The 24,714-nt window shown below is 53.6% G+C and carries 12 protein-coding genes; 6 read left to right on the top strand and 6 right to left on the bottom strand.

Annotation, left to right across the window (positions count from 1 at the left end; all coding sequences use genetic code 11):
* Positions 1-127: 127 nt before the first annotated feature.
* On the top strand, positions 128-1,927 hold the full coding sequence (locus tag BM040_RS18575; RefSeq protein WP_092104707.1) for a TrkH family potassium uptake protein: 1,800 nt from the start codon (positions 128-130) through the stop codon (positions 1,925-1,927).
* A 738-nt stretch (positions 1,928-2,665) separates the two neighbouring features.
* Here the strand turns inward: BM040_RS18575 and hemE are convergent.
* The 3 genes from hemE to BM040_RS18560 form a co-directional block, all read right to left on the bottom strand.
* Positions 2,666-3,715: a uroporphyrinogen decarboxylase gene (gene hemE, locus BM040_RS18570; protein WP_092104705.1), complete on the bottom strand. Its 1,050-nt coding sequence runs from the start codon at positions 3,713-3,715 to the stop codon at positions 2,666-2,668.
* A gap of 48 nt (positions 3,716-3,763) precedes the next feature.
* A complete protein-coding gene (locus BM040_RS18565) occupies positions 3,764-4,384 on the bottom strand; it encodes a MarC family protein (protein ID WP_092104827.1) in 621 nt (206 codons plus the stop codon).
* A gap of 144 nt (positions 4,385-4,528) precedes the next feature.
* A complete protein-coding gene (locus BM040_RS18560) occupies positions 4,529-5,332 on the bottom strand; it encodes an NYN domain-containing protein (protein ID WP_092104703.1) in 804 nt (267 codons plus the stop codon).
* Between the two features lie 288 nt (positions 5,333-5,620).
* Between BM040_RS18560 and BM040_RS18555 the strand changes: the two genes are divergently transcribed.
* The 4 genes from BM040_RS18555 (at position 5,621) to BM040_RS18535 (ending at position 9,406) form a co-directional block, all read left to right on the top strand.
* A complete protein-coding gene (locus BM040_RS18555) occupies positions 5,621-6,589 on the top strand; it encodes a DUF1028 domain-containing protein (protein ID WP_092104825.1) in 969 nt (322 codons plus the stop codon).
* 203 nt (positions 6,590-6,792) lie between these two features.
* Positions 6,793-8,220 (top strand): M20/M25/M40 family metallo-hydrolase, encoded by a 1,428-nt coding sequence (locus tag BM040_RS18550; RefSeq protein ID WP_092104701.1) that lies wholly within the window; start codon positions 6,793-6,795, stop codon positions 8,218-8,220.
* 740 nt (positions 8,221-8,960) lie between these two features.
* On the top strand, positions 8,961-9,182 hold the full coding sequence (locus BM040_RS18540) for a hypothetical protein (RefSeq protein WP_092104697.1): 222 nt from the start codon (positions 8,961-8,963) through the stop codon (positions 9,180-9,182).
* On the top strand, positions 9,179-9,406 hold the full coding sequence (locus BM040_RS18535) for a hypothetical protein (RefSeq protein WP_139217852.1): 228 nt from the start codon (positions 9,179-9,181) through the stop codon (positions 9,404-9,406). Before BM040_RS18540 ends, BM040_RS18535 begins: the two co-directional genes overlap by 4 nt.
* Before the next feature lie 157 nt (positions 9,407-9,563).
* On the opposite strand, the gene BM040_RS18530 is transcribed toward BM040_RS18535, so the two are convergent.
* From BM040_RS18530 to BM040_RS18520, 3 genes are all read right to left on the bottom strand, one after another.
* Positions 9,564-10,775, bottom strand: coding sequence for an S-adenosylmethionine:tRNA ribosyltransferase-isomerase (locus BM040_RS18530; RefSeq protein WP_092104693.1), 1,212 nt, complete (start codon positions 10,773-10,775; stop codon positions 9,564-9,566).
* A gap of 196 nt (positions 10,776-10,971) precedes the next feature.
* A complete protein-coding gene (locus BM040_RS18525; protein WP_092104690.1) occupies positions 10,972-11,373 on the bottom strand; it encodes a DUF2721 domain-containing protein in 402 nt (133 codons plus the stop codon).
* Between the two features lie 18 nt (positions 11,374-11,391).
* Entirely contained in the window at positions 11,392-11,937 is a 546-nt protein-coding gene (locus tag BM040_RS18520; protein WP_092104688.1) for a hypothetical protein, read from the bottom strand.
* Positions 11,938-12,849: 912 nt separating this feature from the next.
* Between BM040_RS18520 and BM040_RS18515 the strand changes: the two genes are divergently transcribed.
* Positions 12,850-24,708 (top strand): T9SS type B sorting domain-containing protein, encoded by an 11,859-nt coding sequence (locus BM040_RS18515; RefSeq protein ID WP_092104686.1) that lies wholly within the window; start codon positions 12,850-12,852, stop codon positions 24,706-24,708.
* The last annotated feature ends 6 nt before the right edge of the window (positions 24,709-24,714 follow it).

The following is a 24,714-nucleotide window of genomic DNA, read 5'->3' as shown; positions in this document are numbered from 1 at the left end:
ATTAAATTATTTACGCCTATAAGCAGGGGCATTCGTAAATCCTGTTTTAGCTTTGCAGGCTTCGACGACCACAGCAAAGTATAAACTAGGCAGAAGCGGTTTAATTGTTAAGCAACAGTAAGCGCGTATGAACACAGAGGCGTTAAACAGAGCGCTTTACGGCAGTAAGCTGACCGCATACAAGATGATGCGGGGCACTACGTATAGCCTTTCCATTCTGTCGATTGGGCTGCTTATACTGGCGCATGGGGTGGTAGAGGACCCAAAGCAGTTAAACATACTGTTCAGGATCATTGATGGCATCCTGGCCATCTTTGTAATTATCTACATCCTGCGTATTCTTTATGCTTTTGAGCGGATTAAGTTCCTGAAGCGTACCTGGTTTGAGGGAATACTGATGGGGATTATTTCCCTGAACGAGCTCTTTACCTATGGTTTTGGGATTCCGCTGATTTACGATATCTCCGAAAGTATAGGCATCCCGCTGTCGGTGGAGTGGTACCGGGTGAGTGTTTCGTTATACATGCTCGTGTTTCTGACGGTGGAATTGATCCAGACCAGGATACACCTGAAAGCGCTGCAGCTTAAGCCTTCCGTTACCTTCCTGCTCAGCTTCGTCTTCCTCATCCTGCTGGGTACCGGCTTGTTGATGCTGCCCAAGATGACGGTAACACCTGGTAGTATGCGTTTCCTGGATGCCCTGTTCATGGCCACCAGCGCCTCCTGCGTTACGGGGCTTGCCGTGGTGGACCCCGGCACTTACTTTACTTTCTCGGGGCAGGTAGTGCTGTTGCTGCTGATACAGATGGGCGGCTTGGGTATCCTTACGTTTGCCACGTTCTTTGCCTCCCTGATGCGGCAGGGGGTGGGGGTAAAGCAGCACGTAGCCATGCATGAGCTGCTCGAGAGCGAATCGCTGTTCTCCACCAAAAGCCTGCTGCGCCAACTTATCTACCTCACGCTTACGATAGAAAGTATAGGGGCCTTCATGATTTTCATGAGTTGGGGCGGCGAAGTACAGTTCGCTAACCTGGGCAGCAAGATTTTCTTTTCTGTTTTTCACGCCGTGTCTGCTTTCTGTAACGCCGGCTTCTCGCTATATCCGCAGGGGCTTTACACCGAGCCTGTGCGCTTTTCCTACATCATGCACCTGGTAGTGGCATTGCTCATTATTTTCGGTGGCCTTGGCTTCCCGGCTATGATAGACATCTTTTCGCCCAGAGCTATGCGGGAGCGGATGGCAGCGCCCTGGAAGAACTGGAAACTCATGACCCGTGTCATCATCTATACCACTTCGGCTTTGCTGGCATTAGGCACCGTGGGCTTCTTTTTGCTGGAATACTTCAACACGCTTTCGCAAATGACGTTTGCGGAGGCTATCATCACCTCTTTCTTTCAGTCCGTCACCACACGTACTGCTGGGTTCAACACCGTGGATATGTCCGCGCTGAGTGTGCCAACGCTGATGATGTTCATCGTGCTGATGTTTATCGGTGCCTCACCGGGTTCCACCGGGGGCGGTGTCAAAACTACTACCTTTGCAGTAATTCTGTTCGCGGTGGCGGCAACTGTGCGTAACAAGCGGCATCTGGAGATGGGGCGCCGCACCATTCCGCACTCAGTAGCTTACAAAGCTTTCACGGTGTTCACCTTTGCAGCAATCTTCAACATCTTCTTCATCTTCGTGCTCACCATTTCCGACTCCCAATTCGACCTTATCGCGCTGGCCGTAGAGCAGGTGTCGGCCTTTGCCACCGTGGGGCTGAGCACGGGCATTACAGCAGGCCTGTCGGATGTGGGCAAGTGCATCATGATCTTCTCCATGTACGTGGGCCGGGTAGGCTCCCTTACCTTAGCCCTGGCCCTAAGCACCAGAGCAGCCTACTCAGAGTACAAGTATCCTGAGTCGCACCTGCCGGTGGGGTAAGAGAGTTTGGGAGTTGGAGAGTTAGAGAGTTAAAAAGTTAGAAAGTGGGTAGAGCTTTCTGAGTTTATACTTTCTGCCGCAAGTTTAACGATAGCGTAACTTGTGGCTGTGCATGATGCAAGTTTGCAACTTGCTTTCTGCGGAGCAGAAAAGTATACCTTTAACCAAAGTATAAGGTAGAGCCAAAGCTTTGGCAACCTTGCCTTTTCAAAGCAAAGCAGTTTCAAACTGCTGCTAAAGCAACCGCAAGTTGAGCTATTGATAAACTTGCGGTATGAAGGTTATCAAAGTATAAAGTATAACCCTTGCAGTACCGGGTCCAACCACCCCCAGCCCCTCCTTATCCAAGGCGGGGAGCTTGTTCTTACTGCTTCTTGTGCCACCATTACAGTCTAGGCTTTTCCTTTTTGCCATCCTAAGTGGAACTTTGCAGAAGGAAGGTTAAGCTGAAGCTACAGAGCTCATACTTTAGCTAAAGTAGTAACAGGCTCCCCTCCTGGCCAAGGAGGGGTAGGGGTGGTTGGACCCGGCATTGCAGAAATCCTGTTCATCCCCAAATCCTGATTCAGACAAAGTATAAAGTATAACTTCTGCCTTTCTCTCACAATCAACAACTGCGCTGCTACTATATTTATCTCATTTTCTAAAACGCGAGCGGCTGGCACTACTTAAAGGCCAGCCGCTCGCGTTTTATACTTTGGGAGACTCAAACTCTCTAACTCTCTAACTCCCCAACTTCTAAACTCCCTCACTCTTCAGTATCGGGCTGAACTCCTTCACTGTCTGCACGAAGCATTTTACTTTCTCAGGGTCAGTGTCGGGGTATACGCCGTGGCCGAGGTTGGCGATGTGGCGGTGCGGGCCGAACTCCTTTAACATTTTGATAGTCTCGTCCTGGATAGTCTCGAAAGAGCTGTAAAGCAGGCATGGGTCCATGTTGCCTTGCAGCGTTTTGTTCGGACCTACTTGCTGGCGAACCTTGTTTACCTCCATGTTCCAATCCACGCCGATGGTTTCGCAGTTAAGCTTGCTGAAGTCTTCCATGGCAAAGAAGGCGCCCTTGGCAAACACCGTTACCGGCACGTTGCGGATAGCGTTACATATTTCGCTGATGTAAGGCAGAGCGAACTGGCGGTAATGCGCCGGTGAAAGGATGCCTGCCCAGGAATCAAAGATCTGAATGAGGTTGGCACCGGCCTCTACCTGCGCCTTAAGGTAGGCAATGGTGGTGTCGGTGATCATGCGGAGCAGCTGGTGCGCCAGCCTCGGGTTGGTATACAACATACCGCGCGCATGAGAGAATGTCTTTGAGCCGCTGCCTTCCACCATGTAGGCCAGAATTGTCCACGGAGCGCCGGCAAAACCGATGAGCGGCACACGTCCGTTCAGCGCTCTTTTGGTGATCTTAATAGCATCCAGTACATAGTGCAGGTGCTCGTGCGGATCAGCTACGCGCAGTTTCCTCATGTCCTCCTCAGAGCGTATCGTGTTCGGGAAGATAGGGCCGCGTTTTTCGATCATTTCATAAGTGCAGCCCATGGCTTCGGGCACCACCAGGATGTCGGAGAAAATAATAGCAGCGTCCACATCCAGGATGTCCACTGGTTGTATGGTTACCTCGGCGGCGAACTCCGGTGTTTCCACCAGCTCCTTAAAACCACTCAAACTCTCGCGTACAGCACGGTACTCAGGCAAAATACGGCCAGCCTGGCGCATTAGCCAAACGGGAGTGCGCTCCACAGCCTCACCCCGGGCAGCTCTTAAAAGCAGATCATTCTTTAGTTGCATGTTACAAAGATACGGAATTTACCCTGTCAAAGGTAGCAGGTAGGCGCCCTATTTCCCCAACAGCGAAAGTATGCCCGTGGTCACGAAGTTTACCCCGATAGACAGCACGATAAAGCCCATAATACGCGACAAGGCCGATAAGCCCGCTTTGCCGATATAGCCTACCAGCTGATGCGAGAAAACAAGTAAAACAAACGTAATGGCGGCCATCAGGGCAATGGAGACAAGTATAAGGCTGATACCTGAGTAGGAAAGGGCCGGGGAAAACATGCCGATGCTAACGGCAATGGAGCCCGGTCCCGAAAGCATTGGCATTGCCAGGGGTGTAAAAGAGATGTCATCCTTCTCCAGGCTCTCTTTCAGGACACTTTTCGATACTTTTTTTCCCTGGTGCGATTTGCTGGTGAGCAAGCCAAACCCGGCGCGCATGATCATCAGCCCGCCCACAATCCGGATATCGGTAAGCCCTACCCCGAAGAAATTGAGCACGTATTGCCCGGCCACAAAAAAGACAGAAAGTATAAGCGCCATGTAGATACAGGCGCGCAGGGCCTGCTGGTTTCGGTTGGCGGCCGTGTCGTCCTGGGTGAGGGTGATGAACACAGGCATGGCCCCGAACGGATTTACAACCGTGAAGAGCGCCGTAAAAGTAGCCAGTACTAATTCCATAGTTTCGGTGGTAGTGGCCACAAAACTAGGGGGTGCACGTTAAGGCTTCGTTAACAGGCTGTTGTGAGATGGTTAAGAAGTATAAATTTAAAAGTATGGCTCTTGCCAGGAGTCGGTAGCTGAAGCCATACTTTAAAGGCAGGTTTATTTTGTGTCTGTAGTGGCCTCGGCAGCCTTCTTATGAACGGGGCGGCGGCGGGTCTCTTTGCGTTTCACATACACGGCAGAGCGGCCCTTGTCGTCCTCCTTGCGGATGGTGAAGATGTCTTTGTAGGCGTCGATGAGTTGCAGCAGCTGGCCGTAGCCGAAGGTGCGCGGGTCAAAGCTGGGGTCGAGTTGGCGCAGGCTGGTGCCCATCATGCCCAGGTGCGCCCAGCCATCCTCATCCGACGACATCTCGAATGCCTCTTTCAGGAGCGGCACCGGGTTAGGGCGCTGCTGGTTTCCGGAGCTGTCGCTCGTCTTTTCGGCCTGGTCTATCTTCTCATCGATGTTACCGGTCAGGTTCTCGGTGAAGATGAACACGTTGCAGGCGTTGACGAAAGGCTTGGGGGTTTTGCGCTGGCCAATGCCCATCACAAAAATGCCTTCCTCGCGGATGCGCGTGGCCAGGCGGGTGTAGTCGCTGTCGGAGGAGACGATGCAGAAGCCGTCCACCAGGCCGGAGTGCAGCAAATCCATCGCGTCGATGATGAGGGCGCTGTCGGTAGCGTTCTTGCCTACGGTATAGCGGAATTGCTGGATGGGCTGTATGGCGTGGTTATTCAGGCACTCTTTCCAGCCGTTCATCTGAGGGGTGGTCCAGTCGCCGTAAATGCGCCGGATGGTAGGGGCGCCATACTTGCCGGCCTCGGCCAGCAGCTTGGCAATCAGGCTGGGCTGGGCATTGTCGCCGTCAATCAGCATCGCCATTTTATCAATCTTATTGTTTTTGGGTAGGTTCTTCATGTACAAATGTTTAGGAAATGGAGGCAAAATGCTTCCGGGTCTGGCATAGGATCGCCATACATAGTTATACTGCTATTTATGATGGAGGTTGTAGCAGCAGAAAAGCGGGCAGCGCTAAAGTATAAAACTTATATTTGTTATAAATTGATATACAGCCAGCTATAAATGTAGGTATAATTTTGCTGCCGACTGTTATTTTAATTTTCCGCCTGTCGCAGCGGCAGCGCGCCTTTGCTTAACCACGTATACATCATCCATATGAAAAAGTATAAAACCACACTTTTAGCGATGGGAGTATCCTTGTTGGCCTCGGTCGGACCGGCCAGGGCGCAGGTGTTTAAGGCGGAGGAGCCGCTGGCCCACACGTACTCCATAGTGGCCCGCGACCCTAAGACCGGCGAGATGGCCGTGGGCGTTCAAAGCCACTGGTTTTCGGTGGGCACGGTGGTGCCTTGGGCAGAGGCGGGCGTGGGCGCGGTAGCCACGCAATCTTTTACGAACAAGTCGTTTGGGCCGCGGGGGCTGGAGCTGCTGCGGCAGGGCAAAACACCCGAAGAGGCGCTGGCTATACTTTTAGAAACTGACGAGGCGCGCGAAGTGCGACAAGTAGCCATTATGGATGCCCGGGGAAACGTGGCGACCCACACTGGCAAGCAATGTATCCGCTACGCGGGGCATATCTCGGGCAAAAACTTCTCGGTGCAGGCTAACATGATGCTGACCGACAAAGTATGGCCGGCCATGGCAAAGGCTTTTGAGCGAAGCGAGGGACAGCCGCTGGCCGAGCGCGTGCTGCTGGCCATGCAGGCGGCCGAGCAGGAGGGCGGCGACATACGCGGCAAGCAATCGGCGGCGCTGGTGGTGGTGAAGGGGCAACGCAGCAACCAGCCCTGGGACGATACCACCATAGACCTGCGCGTGGACGACCATGAGCAGCCCCTGGAGGAGCTGGAGCGCCTGCTGAAGGTGCACCGGGCCTATGAGCACATGAACGCCGGCGACCTGGCCATCGAAAAGGGGCAGGTGCAGCAGGCCATGCAGGAGTATGGCAAAGCCCAGGCGCTGATCCCCAATAACCTGGAGATGAGGTACTGGCACGCTATCAGCCTGGCCAACAACGGGCAGATTGACGAGGCCGCCAAGTTGCTCCGCGAAATCTACAAGAAAGACCCCAATTGGCGCGAACTGACCACACGCCTGCCCGAGGTAGGCCTGCTGGATGTGAGCCGGCAGCAAATGGAGAAGCTGCTGAAATAGGTTATGCCGCCGGAAGTATAAATCTGAAATCTAACGCAAAGTATAAACGGGCAACAGCATGACGGCTGTTGCCCGTTTTTTTGTACCCCTGCAAAGTATACCTGGGAGCTTTTTTAGAGTAGGATGGCGGGGAGTAAGGCTTCTCTGAAATAAAATACATAAATTAAAGCCCTCGAACTAAATCCTATTTCACCTTTTACAAAATGCTGAACAGAAACAACCTACGCTGCCTGCTGGCGGCCGCTGCCACCACGGTACTTACACTGCCGGCCATGGCGCAGAACTATGCCCAGGACTCTGCCACGATCAAGAAAATCTATGACAACGCCCTCACCAGCTACGAGAGCTACGAGAACCTGCGCTACCTGACCAAGAACATCGGTGCCCGCCTGAGCGGCTCGCCGCAAGCCGCTGCGGCCGTAGAGTGGAGCCGCCAGCTGATGGAAAAGATGGACCTGGACACGGTATACCTGCAGGAGGTGATGGTGCCGCACTGGGTGCGCGGTGACAAGGAAATTGGCCGTGTGATAAACTCCAAACTGGTAGGCTCCGCTGACATGAACATCCTGGCGCTGGGCGGTTCAGTTGGCACCGGCGGGCAGGGCCTGTCTGCCGAAGTGGTGGAGGTGAAGAGCTTTGAGGAACTGGAGAAACTGGGCAAGAAAAAGGTGAAGGGGAAAATCGTGTTCTTCAACCGGCCTTTCGATAACAGACATCTTCACACCGGATCTGCCTACGGCGAGGCGGTAGACCAGCGCGGCGGAGGCCCGATAGCGGCGGCCAAGCTGGGCGCCGTGGCGGTGCTGGTGCGCTCCATGACGAACGACATCCAGGACGTGCCGCATACCGGTAGCACACGCTACGAAGACGGGGTAGAGAAAATCCCGGCGGCTGCTATAAGCACTAAACACGCAGAACAGCTCAGCCGCCTGCTGAAAGACGACCCAAGCCTGAAGTTCTACATGCGCATGACTTCCCAAACGCTTCCGGATGTGCTTTCCTACAACGTGATTGGGGAGATAAGAGGCTCTGAAAAGCTGGACGAGATCATCCTGGTAGGCGGCCACCTTGACTCCTGGGACGTGGGCGAAGGTGCGCATGACGATGGCACCGGTTGTATGCAGTCGATAGAGGTGCTGCGTGTGTTCAATGAGCTAGGCATTAAGCCGAAGCGTACGATCCGGGCGGTCCTGTTCATGAACGAGGAAAATGGACTGCGCGGCGGTCGCAAGTATGCCGAGGTTGCCAAGGCGAAAGGAGAGAAGCACGTAGCGGCCATAGAGTCGGACGCGGGCGGTTTTACGCCGCGCGGCTTCGGTCTGGATGGCTCTAAGGAGCAGCTGCAGGCGGTACTGGCCTGGAAACCCTTGCTGGAGCCCTACGGGCTGCACGACATTGCGCCGGGCTACGGTGGCGCCGACATTGGCCCCCTGAAAGGGCAGGGCTCTGTGGCTTTGATTGGTTTTAAGCCAGACTCTCAGCGCTACTTCGACTATCACCACACAGAAATCGACACATTTGAGCAGGTGAACCGCCGCGAGATGCAGCTGGGTGCAGCTTCTATGGCTTCCCTGGCCTACCTGATTTCGGAGTATGGTTTGAGTGGTGGTACAGCGAAAGTGCAGAAGTAAGTATTAAGAGAAGTATAACTAGCATTGATAAAAGGGGTGTCCGGAAAGGGCACCCTCTTTGCGTTTATGGTTATATGGCGCAAGTCTTTAGACTCGTGTCCTTTTGTGGTGTCGGGTTTGAAACTCGACTGGCTTGAAAAGCCATACTTTACTCTTGCTGCTATACTTTATACTTTCCTAGCCGCTGCTTCCCGCAACTCGACACAAGCTATTCTTGTTAGCGACCGTTCATCCTCCAGGTTACTTAAGCTACTGTTGCATCTCTGGATTTGGTGCCCTCCCAGGCCGGGAGGCCTCGCCTTCGGGCATCGCGCGGTGTACATTTCCTTTGCTTTCGCAATGCCGCTAAGGCGGCACCGGAAATCTACAAGGCGCTCCACCCAAAGGCTGGGAATTGATTCGATAGCTACTTCTATTGCTGTCATCTCGACCTTTGGGATAGATCTCTTTAGGATTACCGATAGATCTCTCGCGCTGCTCGAGATGATAGGGAAAGTAGGAAGTATAAATTCCTCTCTTGTGGACTAGCCAAAACGGGAGTTTTGAGCTAGCGAGCGCAGCTCTTGGGGTGGGTTTATACTTCGTAGGGACAGGTCGCGACCTGTCTGCGTAATAGCCTCAACTACGAACCCTATACTTCAGCCAACGTAGTCACAGGCTCCCCTCCTTAGCCCTAATTTTGTAGGGAAAAACCGGAAGGATTTTAAGGGGAAATTGTTTTGGAAGGAAACACTTGTGTTATGTGGGCAGCCACAGGATTTAGTGTAGCCTTAAGTGAGATACACGGCCGCAACGTCAGTAGTCTTCTCAGGGCGGCGGACCTGGCTTACCAGCAGCTTGGTTCCTCCTTTTCCAAAGCACCGGGCAACACGTTTGCCATCGCCGCCATATTGGCCAAGCAAGAGAAGCAGACAGACAAGATGCTCCAGGGCCACGTGCAGGCCACAGATCCGGCGGCTTGAAGGTGGAGAAGCTGCAGGCTGACCATGTACACACCTGCTGCAACGCCCCCTCCTGCTACAGCAGCCGCCAGGCCCCGGCAGCAAAGTACCTGGAACCGGTAGAGGTGAAAATCCTGCAGGCCAGCACCCAAAAGCCGGTCCAGACACTGCAGGAGGCCGTGCTGGCGCTGGGCAGGCTGGTATGGAGTTTCAGCCGACGAAGCAGCAGCCCCTGCCGGGGGTAAAGCTGCTGGGCCGGGCGCTGGTCAAGCTTCAAAATATGGTAGAAGGATGGAGGCTTATTGAAGAACAACAAAAGAATACAAACTTTTCCCTACAAGATTAGAGCTAAGGAGGGTGCAGGGGTGGTTGGACCCGGTAACTGCGAGAATCCCTAAAACCCTACGGCAGTAACAACGAACTGTCGCCGTAGCTCAGGAAGCGGTAGTCGTGCGCCAGGGCGTGCTGGTATACTTTGCGCCAGTCCTCACCTATCAGGGCAGAAACCAGGAGCAGCAGGGTGCTTTCCGGCTGATGGAAGTTCGTAACCAGGCCGTGACACATTCTGAAAGTATAACCCGGCGCGATGATGATTTGTGTGTTGGCGTGCAGGTGGTCTGTGCCCTGGCGGTCCAGGTAGTGCAGTAGTGCCTCCAGCGCCTGGGCGGCAGTAGGTTGGTTTATACTTTCGTAGGCCTGCCATTGGCTCACGTGCAGTTCTTGTTGTGTAAGCTCGGGCTGTGCCAGCACCTTGGCCCCCAGCCAGTAAATGCTTTCGAGGCTGCGCATGCTGGTCGTGCCTACCGGTATCACCGGGTTGCCCTGCTGCTTCAGAAGCCGCTCCAGTATACTTCTGCTGATGTACACCTGCTCGGCGTGCATCTCGTGGGCTTCCATCGTCTCCGACTTAACCGGTTTAAAGGTACCCGCTCCCACGTGCAGCGTCAGGTAAGCCGTGTCTATACCTTGGGCTTTGAGGGCATCCATTACCCGATCCGTAAAGTGCAGACCGGCGGTTGGGGCTGCTACGGCACCCTGTTGGCTGGCGTAGATGGTCTGGTAACGGGTATGATCTTCAGGGGTGAGGTCGCGGTTGAGGTAGGGGGGCAGGGGTAATCGGCCGCAACGCTCCAACACTTCAGCAAAGGTTAGCTCAGCTTGCCGCCACGTGAAATGGATAAGGAAATGGCCTTCCTGCTGCGCCTCTCGTTCGGCCTGCAACACGCCTCCCTCAAAGTATAAATGCACAAGTCCGCCTTTCCAGCGCTTGTTATTGCCTACCAGGCACTTCCAGGTACAGCTTCCGGTTTGCTGCATCGCCAGTTGCACCTCACGGTGCGGGGCCACAGGCTCCAGGCAGAAAATCTCTACCAGCCCGCCGGTTTCCTTCTGCATCAGCAGCCTGGCCTGCACCACTTTGGTATCGTTAAACACGAGCAGCGTGTCAGGCGGCAGCAGTGTTGGCAGTTCTGTAAAAGTATGGTCTATGAACTGGCCCTGGCGGTAAAGCAGTAGCTTCGACTGGTCGCGCACAGGTAGCGGAAACTTGGCAATGCGCTCCTCAGGCAGGTCGTACACAAAATCCTTTATCGCCAGCTTCTTGGGGTCAGACATGCTAAAAGTTAAGAGTTAAGAGTGATGAGTTAAAAGTTATAGGTGTAGAGGCAAACTTGGTTTAAAGTATAGCTAAAGAATTGGCTCCTGTAAATCGTTTGATTATAATCGATTTACTTTTTTATGTACAGGACCCTTTATTGTCCCGCCACTTGCAACTCTTAACTCATCACTCTCAACTCTTAACTCAAATAGTTTATTTGTCAGCTGCTTCCTGCAGGTCGTTCAGTTCCAGCTCAAGCGCCTTCACCGAGATCTGTATTTCGCGGATGGCCAGTGCCAGGGAAATGAGCATCATCAGCAAACTGAAGGCAAAAACATACTTGCCCGCGTCCATGTAGCCGCCAAAAAGCAAAAACATGCACAGCACACAGCCAAACATGCTCAGGGTGCCGAAGGCCTGCATGTTCCGGATCAGGATCAGGCGCTCGCGCAGGTTACGTATCTGCCCGTAAACCCGCTGGTCGCGCGAGGCAGCGTAGCGGTCTTTCAGGCTGCGGATAAGCGAAGCCAGCCCCAGAAAGCGGTTTGTGTAGGCCAGGAGCAGCAGCGATAGTGCTGGAAAAAGCAGGGCAGGAGTGGTCAGGGTGATTTCCATACGTTCTGCTTTTTGCGGCTAGAGGCTTTTTAGGAAGTCCTCGTCCAGCGGCTCAATGTCATCGTCGTCTTCCTCCGGGTTGCGGTCCGCATTCCAGTCAACCTGGCTCAGCAAATCCAGCCCGTCCAGAATCAGCTCATCCAGCTCCTCCTTGGTGCCGGCATCCAGGGTTTGCTCAAACAGGTGCAGGATTTCCTCCCGTTGCGGATTCACGAAAATCTCGTGGTACAGGTTATCAAACGAGGCGATGCGCTTCTGCACAATCTTGTCAATCTCGCGGGTGTTTTTGGCTGTAAGCGCCTCCTGCAGCACCTCCAGCACTTCCTTGCTCTTCTCGTTATCGGCCAGGCGCAGAAAGGCCTTTACAAAGGCAATGGCCACGCCAAGCCGCAAGCGCTCAAACCGGAAGCTCAGGTGCTCGCGGGCGGCGCCCTTCGAGAATTTAGCCTCACGCAGCGCGCGCTCCAGCTCCTGATACACGGTGGCGGCACCCTCCTCAAACACGTGGGGGGTGGGGCTGTCGAAAGCCGTCTCTAATAGCAGTTCAAAGCTTCTGGCGCTCATAGCTGGTTTGGTTTGTCAAAACGCAAAAGTAGTGATTTATACTTTCTTACGCTACGACTTGTTGGCCAAAGCAAACTGATGGAAATAGGATTGATAAAAGCACTTAATAGCTGCCGCTGAAAATCGGTCTGTTGGACTTATCCGTTGGGCGTCTTTTGCGGAAATACGTCTGGCCTTCCGGGGTGAGATATAAGAGAATTGGATGAATGAAGAGTAGGTGAGCAAACGGGTAGCAGGGAGTATATATAAAGCTAACTATATATTGTGTATCTGATTTATTGGAATAATTATAGTTATGTTTTATCTGTACTTTGGGTTGTTCTAAAAGTTTGAATTGTATTGCTTGCTATATATATTCCTATTTAATTTGTTTTAGTTTTGCTTAAACGTTGTGATAGGTGCTTTTAGTGTGCTGCAGGCTAAAAAATAATTGCACTGTTATTTAAAGAAGAGAAAAAGCGCACCAATGGGGTGACGCTTACTGGTTGGAGGGTAGTGTAATAATAAATACAATTAAGTAATAACCATGATGCCGGGCTAAGAAGCTGCCTGTAAGTGTGCTGTAATTGGATGATTGTGCTCCTGAAGTATAATAAAATAGCGAGCGAGTGGATTTATGCTGCTGTAGCATCCGAAAGCCGTAGCATGTTTGATTTAGTGTTTTGCTGATGTGACGCCAAGCTATGATGCTGCCAGAATAGCACAGCTTATTAACAACGTGTACCAAAGTAACCTTCTGCTACTAACATCTTCACCGTTTTAACGGAAGCTTATGAGAATAACCTTTACCCAAAACACTGACTTTATAACTTTTCTGACTCTGAGGCTGCTGCACGTACGCAACGGCCCATAGCCCTTTATACCCGATCTAATCAGATATCACCACCTATTCCCCAATCAATCGTTCACTATATGAAGAAACTTTTACAGGTTCTAGCAATTTTTTACCTAACCATGTTTTGCGCCACCCCCACTATGGGCCAGAACATTAATTGGGTAAAAACCGCCGGCGGTACGAAAAATGACCATGGCCGGGCTATTCAAGTTGATGCCGCAGGCAATATTTATGTAGTAGGATTCTTCTCTAATCCTTCTGCTCTGTTCGGGACAACCACCCTGTCAACCCCCGGCACGGGTACCTACCTTACAAAGTATAGTAACACCGGCAATTTTGCATGGGCCCGGAAGATCTCGGATACCAACGTGACAAATGGGCATGGCCTGAAAACCGATGCCGCCGGGAATAGTTACGTTGTTACCACCTTTACCGGTTCTGTAAGTTTAGGCAGTACCACACTATCCAGCAGTGGCTCCAGTGACATTGTAGTGGCTAAGTATAACACTAACGGTACAGTGGTATGGGCTGCAAAAGCGGGAGGAGCCTCAGCTGATAATGGCGAAAGTATAACAATTGATGCAGCCGGTAACAGCTACATAACCGGAAGCTTTGCGGGTACAGCAACCTTTGGGAGCACAAGCTTAAACGCCCGCGGCCAGGACGTTTTTGTGGCCATGCTACGCACAGATGGTTCTTTTGTTTGGGCAAGAAATGCCGGAAGTATGGGCGCAGACGAGGGAAGAAGCATTGCTACTGATGGTAATGGAAATGTCTACGTAGCCGGAAATTACACAGGCAGCGCCTCATTTGGCAGCACCACCTTAACAAGCAAAGGCGGGCAGGATATTTTTCTGGCCTCTTTTGACAGCAACGGAACCCTGCAGTGGGCAACCAGCGCAGGCGGAACCAACTCGGATGTTGTTACCAGCCTGGACATAGATGCCAGCGGTAACCTGTATTTAGGAGGTCATTTCACTGGCACATCAACCTTTGGCTCCACACAACTACGCACCAACGGCAACAATCAGGATATTTTCCTTGCCAGATATACCAGCTCAGGAGCAAATACATGGGCAAAAAGTATAAGCAGCAACGGCACAGAGGAGTTAAATGGCTTATCGGTTAATGCGGATGGAGATATCTATCTGACAGGCAGTTTTAGCAGCAGCCTGAGGGTTGGCAACTTCAATTTCAGCACAACAGGCTTGTTAGACATTTATGCGGCCCATTACCTAAGCGATGGCACACCACAGTGGCTAATCGGTGCTGGCAGCGGTGTGGATGACCGTGGCTTCGGGATTGTTTCGGATGCCTCGAAAAACGTGTATGTGACCGGTTATTTTCAAGGTGCTACCACCAGTTTCGGCGGCATCCCGATTCCGAACAGGGGGGGGGAGGAGACCTTCATTTCCAAACTAGACCCCTTTTTAACTACTACCAGCGTCACGACTGGCCCATACTGCGCAGGGCAGACAGTTACTGTAAGGTATCAGACTACCAGTATCCTTGGAAGAGACTACCACGCCGAGCTTTCAGATGCTAACGGAAGCTTTGCCAGTCCTGTTAAGATAGGCTCTATTCATTTTAATGGCAACACCGGTTCAATTTCGGCTACCATACCGGCTAATACCCCTGCCGGATCCAAGTACCGCATACGGGTTGTTGCTACTAATCCTGGTTTTGTGGGGTCTGATAATGGGGCGGACCTGATTATCAAGCCCACACCACCGGTACCTGAACTGACAGCCACCAGCCCCAGTGCTGGAGGCACGCTTTACTTGTCAGCGACTGAAATTCCTGGGGCGACATACTCCTGGACAGGGCCGAATGGATTTAGCTCTAACTTAAGAGAACCATCCCGGGCTAATATAAGAACCAGTGATGCGGGCACTTACAACCTCACGGTTAATGTGAATGGCTGTATCAGTACAGCATCCATAGCGGTAGCGCTCTCAAATGTTCCGACCTATGATGTGGACCTTAGTGGAGATCCAAATGGCGTATATACTTCAGAACCTCTGAAGAGAGGTGGTAGTAACTGCGGAGGCGACAATTGTATTCAGTTTAATATCAGGCTCCATAAAGACGCTGGCCAAATAGAAGTAACAGTTGATGGCGGTTCTGGCTCCATGAAATATATTATTAACTGTGATGCCGCAAATCCAAAAAATGCGAATGAGCCAGTTTGTATTGTTAATACAGGTATTCTGACGATTACTTCCTGCAAGCCTGGTGGTAATGCGAACAGGTATACGATAAGATCTATCGCTGCCTTTGAGCCGCAGGCAGATGTTTCCCTTACGGCAGGTTGCTCCGATATCCTGAGGGCGCCTGCGACTTTCAATGAGGCAGACATCGTGTGGGAGGACCTAACTGGAGGTGGAGCATATCTTAAGTACTTAAGTTTCCCGAATGGCAAGAAAAACGCGGTTGTAACAGGTGATGACGATGCACCTGCCTATGTGGACTATCGCGTAAGGGGTACATCTATAAGAACTACATGTGCACCAACCCTTTACTACGATGATATACGGGTGTATTTCTTCCCAAAGCCTGTCGTTACGGTGGGGCCTACACCTGCGATTATCTGCCCTGGTGGCAGTGGTGTGCTCCTGAGCGGAAATGTAACGGGAGGCGATGGTGAGTTTGAGTATGTCTGGACAAATGCAGCTGGCGTGCAGGTTGGAAACAAACTGAACTATACTGCCACTGCGGTTGGAACTTATACTCTAAAGGCTATTCCTAAGAACTCGAAAGATTGTGAGGACTTTACAGCCACGATAGATGTAGTGTCGGACCTGACGGCAAACGCTGGCTCCGATCAACAGGTGTGTTCGCAGAGTCCAGTGCAACTAGCGGGTGTTATAACAGCAGCCACCGGAGGCGTCTGGAGCGGGGGCGGGGGCACCTTCAGCCCGAGCAACACCGCGCTTAATGCAGTCTATACCCCTACGGCAACTGAGATTGCAGCAGGTTCCGTAAGGCTCACGCTTACCTCTACCGGCAACGGATCGTGTACGGCCGTGAAAGATGACGTGCTGATTACGTTTTACCCCATCGATGTGGAACTGACGGGCACGCCAGTGATCTGTAACGGTACCCTCGGGACGATATCAGCCAAGGTAACAGGCGGCAAGGGGTCTATCTCCTATAAATGGAGCAGCGGCCAGACTACGGCCACCATCACGGGCGTGGCTGCAGGTACTTATACTGTCACGGTTTCAGACGGAAAGGGCTGTGCGATTACCAAATCCTTCACCGTAACACAGGTAAATGGCCCTACTGACTTTACCCTAAGCGCCACCCAGGAAACCTGCGGCAGAAGCGACGGCAGTGTTACCATCAGCAGTGTGGTGGGCGGAACAGCAGGTTACAAGTATAGCGCCGACGGCAAAACCTACCAGACAGGCACCACGCTTTCGAACCTGGCGGCCGGCACTTATACTATCTACGTGATGGATGCCAACGGCTGTACCGTTTCCAAGAGCGTGACTATCACGAACGTGGCCGGCCCGACGGCGGTAGCGGCCTCTAGCGTGGCGGCTTCGTGTAAAAACAACGATGGCGGCATTACTGTGGGCCAGGTGAGCGGCGGCACGGCTCCTTATAAGTATAGTATAAACGGCAGCACTTTCCAGGATGCTAACACCTTTACAGGGCTGGCAGCAGGTACCTACACCGTTACTGCACAGGATAAAAATGGCTGTACTGTTACCAGAACAGTAACCGTTGCCCAGGAAACCCTGACAGCTTTCACAGCTACCCCTGCCTCTTCTACCTGCGGAAACAGCAATGCCAGTATAACTGTAAGCAATGTGCAGGGCGGTGTCGCTCCTTTATACTATAGTGTAGACGGAGTGAACTTTGAGACAAACGCAACACTTTCAGGACTGACAGCCGGTAACTACACCGTTACGGTACGCGACGCGAGAGGCTGTAGCTTAACCAAAGCAGTAACGGTAGGCAACATCGCCGGCCCGACAGACCTGACGGTATCAGCTAAAGCCTCCTCCTGCGGTTATAGCAACGCCGAAGTGACGGTGACCAACGTGAGCGGCGGCACGGGCACCTATACTTATAGTATAGACGGCACCAACTTCCAGGCGTCAGCCACCTTTACCGGGCTGGCTGCAGGCAATTACACTGTTTATGTGAAAGACGGCAACGGGTGTATCTATTCAGAGGCCGTTGTCCTGACTGATATGGCAGGTCCTGCCTTTACGGCCACAGCAAAGGCCTCTACCTGCGGCGCAAGTAACGGAAGTATAACCGTGAGCGCCCCGGCGGCAGGATATGCTCCTTATACTTACGCGCTCAACGGCGGCAGCTTCCAGAGCGGGAGCACTTTCACGAGCCTGAAGGCGGGTGAGTATAAGGTGACGGTAAAAGACGCCAACGGCTGCGAGTCTATCCAAACAGTGGAAGTGACGGACATTGCCGGGCCGAGTGATTTTGTGCTGACGGCAACGCCTTCTACCTGTGGCGCGAGCAACGGCAGCCTGACCGTAAGCAACGTAACCGGCGGAACCAGTGCCTATACTTATAGTATAGACGGCAAGACCTTCCAGGCCTCGGCTACTTTTGCAAACCTGCTTGCCCGCGAGTATACCATCACGGTAAAGGATCGCAACAACTGCGTTATCTCCAAGAAAATCACCCTGACGAACGTGGCCGGCCCGACAAATATCACGGCTAGTGCTAAGGCATCCACTTGCGGCAGCAACAACGGAGAGCTAACAGTTACCGGCGTAACCGGCGGCACGGCTCCCTACACTTACAGTAAAGATGGCGTGAACTTCCAGGCTTCCGCTACGCTTACCGGTTTCGTGGCGGGCACGCATACCATCACGGTAAAAGATGCCAACGGCTGTACTTTCTCCAGCGCCTTTGCTGTGACTGATATCGCAGGACCAACGGCGGTAGCCGCAACTGCACAGCCTGCCGGTTGTGCTAACGATGGCAGCATTACAGTAGGGCGCGTGACGGGCGGCACCGCAGGTTATACGTACTCTATAGACGGTGTTAATTTCCAGGCTTCAACAACCTTCAATGGCCTGGCTTCCGGCACTTACACCGTTCGGGCGAAAGACGCGAACGGCTGTGTTGTCACCAGGTCTGTTACCGTGGGCAAAACTGTTCCTACGAACTTTGCCGCCACTACAGAGCCATCTACCTGCGGCAGTAATAACGGCACGATCATAGTGGGAGCAGTAACAGGAGGTGTCGGCCCATATGAGTACAGCAAAGACGGCGTGAACTTCCAGGCCTCTGCTACGCTCAACGGTTTTGTAGCCGGTGCGCATACCATCACGGTAAAAGATGCCAAAGGTTGTACTTTCTCAAAGGCCATTACAGTGACTGATGTAGCCGGTCCATCCGACCTTACAGCCACGGCTACGGCCTCTACCTGCGGTAACCCCAACGGACAGTTGTCGGTGAGCGGCGTGACGGGTGGTACCTCGCCTTATACCTATAGTATAGATGGGGCGAACTTCCAGAACTCCGGTACTTTCACGGTGCTGGCTGAAGGCACTTATACGGTCTATGTAAAGGATGCCAACGGCTGTACTTACTCTGAGAAAGTAGCGGTGAGCAACATTGCAGGTCCATCGTTTACCTTAACCGCAAAGGCCTCTACCTGCGGCGCCAGAAACGGAAGCATCACCGTGAATAGCCCAACTGGTGGCAAGGCTCCTTACACCTATGCCCTCAACAATGGAAACTTCCAGGCTTCGGCTACTTTCTCCGGACTGGCCGCTGCAGAGTATAGCATCACTGTAAAGGATGCCAACGGCTGCGAACTTACCCAGAAAATTGTAGTAACCGACATTGCAGGTCCAAATGATGTGGCCCTAGCAAGCACTGCCTCTACCTGCGGCGACAGCAATGGCACAATCCGCGTTGCGGGTGTAACCGATGGCACGGCCCCCTATGCCTATAGTATAGATGGTAAGAACTTCCAGGAGTCACAGGTATTCGGGGCGGTGTTGGCTGGCAAGTATACCCTGTCAGTAAGAGATGCGAACGGCTGTACCTTCACAAAAGAAATTGTAGTCGATAACGTGGCCGGCCCGACAGCCCTTACGGCAAGCGCCAAGGCATCCACTTGTGGTAGAGCGGATGGGGAGGTGACCATCACGGGTGTGACCGGCGGAACAGGCGCTTACAAGTATAGCAAGGATGGGGTGAACTACCAGACCTCCGCTACCCTGACCGGCTTTGCGGCCGGCACGCATACGGTGTATGCCATGGACGAGAATAAGTGCGTTGTGTCTGCTTCGGTTACAGTCTCTAACATTAACGGACCTACGGCGGTAGCGGCCACGTCGCTGCCGGCCAGTTGCCAGAACAATGACGGTAGCATCACGGTAGGTCGCGTAACGGGCGGCACAGCAGATTATACTTACTCCATCAACGGCACCACTTTCCAGAGCTCTACTACATTTACGGGCCTGGCGGCCGGTACCTACACTTTAACGGCGAAAGACAAGAACGGCTGTACCGTAACGGCATCGGTAGTTGTAAGGACTAACGTGCCAACTGCCTTTGCCAGCAATACGATAGCCGCAACCTGCGGCCGCCCAGACGGTCAGATTACAGTTGGCGTGGTAACTGGTGGCACAGGGCCTTACAAGTATAGTATAAACGGAGGGGCGTTCCAGACCTCAGCTACCTTCACCGGGCTGGTGGCCGATACTTATAAAATCACGGTGCAGGATGCCAAAGGCTGTACGTTTACCAGCGAAGTGGGCATAGCCAACCTGGAAGGACCGACCTTCACTGCCACGGCTAAAGCTACCACCTGCGGCGATAGCAATGGCAGCATCACCGTGAGCAACGTATCCGGCGGCGCAGGCGGTTATGGCTATAGTATAAACGGAGGACCGTTCCAGGAGTCGGCAGCGTTCGGCAGGCTGTCAGCGGGCACCTACACCATCGCTGTTAGGGATATGAAAGGCTGCGTAGGCACACGCACGGTTGTGGTAGACGACGTGGCCGGTCCAAGCGATATGACACTGGCAGCTAAAGCCTCCACTTGCGGCGCTGCTAACGCAACCATTACGGTAAGCAACGTGGTGGGCGGAACGTCAGGTTATACTTATAGCATCGACGGAAAGAACTTTCAGACTTCGGCTACCTTTGCAAACCTTGCTGCCGGCGAGTATACCATCACGGTGAAGGATAAGAACGGCTGTACGCTTGCCCGTACGATTGATGTAACCGACATCCCTGGCCCAAGCGAGCTGCAACTTGCCTCTACACCTTCTACCTGCGGCGAGAACAACGGTAAAATTGAGGTGAGCGGCGTAACAGGCGGCACGGCTTCCTATACCTTCTCCATCGACGGCAAGACCTTCCAGCAGGGAACAACCTTTGCTGGCGTAAAGGCTGGCGAGTACACCGTAACGGTGAAGGACGCTAATGGCTGTATTCTGGAGAAGAAAGTGGTGGTGGAGAATACAGGAGGCCCGACGGGCTTGCTGGCCAGCGCTACTTCCTCTACCTGCGGCGCGGCCAACGGCAAGCTGACAGTGACAGGAGCTACAGGTGGTGTGGCGCCTTATACTTATAGTATAGACGGCGTGAACTTCCAGGCAGGACTGGTGTTCGAGAACCTGCTGGCCGGGGAGCACACTCTCACGGTGAAGGACAAGAATGGCTGTACGTTTGCCAGAACCTTTAGTGTAGCCGACATTGCCGGACCTTCGGCAGTAGCGGCCACGTCGCTGCCAGCCAGCTGCCAGAACAACGACGGCAGCATCACGGTGGGCCAGGTAACAGGCGGCACAGCAGGTTATACGTACTCTATCGACGGTAGAAACTTCCAGGCATCTACCTCTTTCACCGGCCTGGCTTCCGGAGACTACACGGTAACGGTAAAAGACAAAAATGGCTGTACGGTTACTACAAGTATAAAAGTAAACCAGAACGTACCGACCGATTTTGCCAGCACGACGGTAGCCTCTACCTGCGGCGCCGGCAATGCCAGCATCACAGTAGGTGCAGTTACCGGCGGCACGGCACCTTATATGTACAGCCTGAACGGCGGCAGCTTCCAGACGTCGGCTACTTTTGCCAACTTGGCAGCAGGCACTTACAACATCACCGTACGCGATGCCAAAGGCTGTACGTTCCGCAAAGAGGTAGAGGTGGAAGATATCGCTGGACCATCGGCACTTGCCTTAACCGGAAAATCCTCTACCTGCGGCAGCCCGAACGCTTCCATCACGGTGAGCGGCGTAACAGGAGGAACAGCCCCTTATACCTTCAGCCTGAACAACGCCGCCTTCCAGAGCAGCACCAGCTTCGGCTCCTTGGCTGCAGGCAAGTATGAGATAACGGTGAAAGACGCTAACGGCTGTACCTTCACACAAGCCATTACGCTGGAAAACATCCCGGGTCCATCTGCTTTCACTGCCACTGCCTCGGCCTCGAGCTGCGGTCGTGCGAACGGAAGTATAAAAGTAGATGCCGTAACCGGCGGAACCGCACCTTATACCTATAGCGCAGACGGTACTAACTTCCAGGAAGCTGCCACGCTGACCGGCTTGTTAGCTGGTGAGCATACCATCACGGTGAAAGACGCTAACAACTGTATCATCACGATGAAAGTTGTGGTGGAAGATGTGGCCGGTCCATCCGGGTTAGAGCTGGCTAGCACGGCCTCTACCTGCGGCGACCGCAACGGCAGCATCACGGTAGGTCGCGTAACGGGTGGCACGGCTCCTTATAAGTACAGCCTGGATGGCGTGAACTTCCAGAACGGCCTTACGTTCGAGGGCGTGCTGGCCGGCGCGTATACCATCACGGTGGAGGATGCCAAAGGATGTACCTTCTCCGCAAGTATAAAAGTAGACAACATCGGCGGGCCTACGGATTTTGTAGCCACGGCCAAAGCCTCTACCTGCGGTGCCAGCAACGGCGAAGTAAGTATAAGCAGCGTGAGCGGCGGCACGGGTTCCTATACTTATAGTATAGATGGCGCCACCTTCCAGGCTTCAGCCACTTTTGCAGGGCTCGCGGCCGGCTTCCACACCATCACGGTAAAAGATGCCAACGGCTGTACCTTTACCAAGGCGGTGGAAGTAACCAACATGGCCGGGCCAAGCGCCATAGCGGCTACTACCAAGGCTGCCAGCTGCGCCGACAACGACGGTAGCCTCACGGTAACTCGCGTAATCGGTGGAACATCAGCTTATACTTACTCGATTGACGGAAAGAACTTCCAGAGCGCGGCTACCTTCTCAGGGCTGGCTTCGGGCGAGTATACTATCACGGTAAGAGACGCCAACGGCTGCGAGTTCTCCGAAAAAGTACAGGTAAGTAAGGACGGCCCGGCCAGCTTTGCCAGCACGACTGTGTCGGCTAGCTGCGGCGACGCGAACGGCCGCATCACGATTGCGTCTGTAGACGGCGGTGTAGGACCTTATTCCTATAGTATAAACGGCGGCAACTTCCAGGCTTCGGCCAGCTTTACAGCCTTGGCGGCAGGAGCTTACACCATCACGGTAAAAGATGCCAACCAGTGTACTTACTCCGGCCAAGTGATGGTCGGCAACGTGGATGGTCCGTCTGACCTGGTGGCTACGGCTACCAACACCACGTGCGGCAACAGCAACGGCCAAATCAGCATCACGGGCGTAACCGGTGGTACCAAACCATATGCTTATAGCATCGATGGCAACAACTTCCAGGAGGCCGCTGCCTTTACGGGGGTGGCTGCCGGCGAGTACCTGGTAACGGTGAAGGATGCCAAGGGCTGTCTGTTCGTGAAGCCAATCACGGTGTCCAACATCACCGGTCCGGAAGGATTTGCCTTTGCTACCAAAGCCTCTACCTGCGGCAGCAGCAACGGCGAGGTGACGGTGACCAACGTGACGGGCGGCACGGCTCCTTATACCTATAGCGCAGACGGCAAAACCTTCCAGGCCGATGCTAAGCTGACCGGACTGGCTGCAGGCTCGCATACCATCACCATCAAAGATGCCAACGGTTGTACTTTCACCAGAACCGCCGAGGTGGGCAACATCAGTGGGCCGGAAAAGTATGAGCTGGCAACGGTAGCCACTACCTGCGGCGCGGCCAACGGCTCTATCACGGTAAGCAAGGTAACCGGTGGCACGGCGCCTTATACCTACGCCCTAAACAACGGCAGCTTCCAGGCGGCCGCTACCTTTGCCAACGTAGCAGCCGGCGAGTACACCATCCGGGTGAAAGATGCCAACGGCTGTATCCTGGAGAAGAAAGTCGTGGTAAGCGACATTGCTGGTCCTTCTGATATCGCTGCCTCTACCACGCCAACGGCCTGCACGGCCAATAACGGCACCATTACCGTGAGCGGCGTAACCGGCGGCAAAGCGCCTTATACCTACTCGCTGGATGGCAAAACCTACCAGGCGGCTGGCAATTTTGGTTCGCTGGCGGCTGGGGAGTATGACCTATACGTGAAGGATGCCAACGGCTGCAGCACCACGGTGAAGGTAACGGTAGGCATCAAAGGGCCGAAAGAGGCTGAGGTGGCTGCTACAAATGCTACCTGCGGCGAGGATAACGGCACCATCACAGTGACTGCTGTAAAAGAAGGCACCAAGCCGCTGGCCTATAGTATAGACGGCAAGAACTTCCAGACGTCGGCTACTTTTGGCAACCTGGCGGTGGGCGTGTATACCATCACCATTAAGGATGCGGAAGGTTGCGTGCTGGAGGTAACGAAAGAGGTGAGCAACAGCGGAGCGCCAACCTTCACGGCAACCGGCACCGACGCCAGCTGTGGCGCTTCCAACGGCCGTATCGTCATCAGCAACGTGGGCGGTGGCGTGAGTCCTTACACGTATAGTATAGACGGAACCACTTTCCAGAACGCGCCGGAGTTTACCGGCCTGGCCGAAGGAGAGTACCCGGTAACGGTGAAGGGTGCAGCCGGCTGCGTGAGCATCGAGGTCTTGACCATCCGCAACACTCCGCCTATCACCAACCTGAGCGCTACAGTAAATTCCCCTACCTGCGAGCAGCCTGCCGGAAGCATTTCCATCGACGAAGTTGTTGGCGGCACAGCTCCTTATACTTATTCCTTGGATGGCGCCACCTTTACGGCTGCTGCCACACTAACCGATGTAGCACCGGGCACTTATACTCTAACGGTGAAAGATGCGGCGGGCTGTACCTATAGTATAGAGGTGCAGGTGGAAGAAGGCGTGAGCAGCAAGCTGGATTACGTGCATCACCTGGCCTGCTCGGGCGGTAACACCGGCGAGATTGTGTTCGCTTCGACAGGCGCCGATGCCCAGACCCAGTACAGCATCGACGGCGGCAAGACTTTCCAGAAAAGCCCTGTGTTCAAGGAACTGGCTAAAGGCACTTACCAGCTTATTACCAAATTCTCCGAAGCGTGCACTATCAATGTAGGTACTGTGGAGGTGAAGGAGGCAGAAGTGATGCTGGCAGAAGTAACGCCACTCACCAAAGCGGTGGGCTTGGAGAAAACAGGCAGCGCGGCGGTGACCAAAATTACTGGTGGGGTAGGGCCTTATACCTACTCGCTGGATGGCGGCAGCTTCACCTCCGACTCGGTGTTCACCAACCTGAGCGCCCGCGAATACACCCTGACGGTGAAAGACAGCAGAGGCTGTATGACGACGGCCACCTTCGTGATTGAGGGCCTGGGTGATATCGATATTCCGAACGGATTTACGCCAAACGGTGACGGTATGAACGATACCTGGGTGCTGAAGAACCTGCCAAACCTGTACCCGAACTGCCAGGTAACGGTTTACAACCGCTGGGGCAGCGAGGTGTTCTCGTCCAAAGGATACAAACGGCCATGGGACGGCACCTACAAAGGCAAGCGCCTGCCGGATGGTACCTACTACACCATCATCGAGTTCGGCGACGGCACGGCTCCAATCAAAACTTCAGTGACCATTATGCGCTAATTGCCC

The sequence above is a fragment of the Pontibacter chinhatensis genome, from assembly GCF_900113285.1.
Classification (GTDB): domain Bacteria; phylum Bacteroidota; class Bacteroidia; order Cytophagales; family Hymenobacteraceae; genus Pontibacter; species Pontibacter chinhatensis.
The sequence above is the reverse complement of the archived record's forward strand: the minus strand, read 5'-3'. Positions and strand labels throughout refer to the sequence as shown.

Excerpts from the sequence above, each read along its gene's own strand:
- BM040_RS18575 (WP_092104707.1), top strand. The coding sequence starts at position 128 with ATGAACACAGAGGCGTTAAACAGAGCGCTTTACGGCAGTAAGCTGACC.
- hemE (WP_092104705.1), bottom strand. The coding sequence starts at position 3,715 with ATGCAACTAAAGAATGATCTGCTTTTAAGAGCTGCCCGGGGTGAGGCT.
- BM040_RS18565 (WP_092104827.1), bottom strand. The coding sequence starts at position 4,384 with ATGGAATTAGTACTGGCTACTTTTACGGCGCTCTTCACGGTTGTAAAT.
- BM040_RS18560 (WP_092104703.1), bottom strand. The coding sequence starts at position 5,332 with ATGAAGAACCTACCCAAAAACAATAAGATTGATAAAATGGCGATGCTG.
- BM040_RS18555 (WP_092104825.1), top strand. The coding sequence starts at position 5,621 with ATGGGAGTATCCTTGTTGGCCTCGGTCGGACCGGCCAGGGCGCAGGTG.
- BM040_RS18550 (WP_092104701.1), top strand. The coding sequence starts at position 6,793 with ATGCTGAACAGAAACAACCTACGCTGCCTGCTGGCGGCCGCTGCCACC.
- BM040_RS18540 (WP_092104697.1), top strand. The coding sequence starts at position 8,961 with ATGTGGGCAGCCACAGGATTTAGTGTAGCCTTAAGTGAGATACACGGC.
- BM040_RS18530 (WP_092104693.1), bottom strand. The coding sequence starts at position 10,775 with ATGTCTGACCCCAAGAAGCTGGCGATAAAGGATTTTGTGTACGACCTG.
- BM040_RS18525 (WP_092104690.1), bottom strand. The coding sequence starts at position 11,373 with ATGGAAATCACCCTGACCACTCCTGCCCTGCTTTTTCCAGCACTATCG.
- BM040_RS18520 (WP_092104688.1), bottom strand. The coding sequence starts at position 11,937 with ATGAGCGCCAGAAGCTTTGAACTGCTATTAGAGACGGCTTTCGACAGC.
- BM040_RS18515 (WP_092104686.1), top strand. The coding sequence starts at position 12,850 with ATGAAGAAACTTTTACAGGTTCTAGCAATTTTTTACCTAACCATGTTT.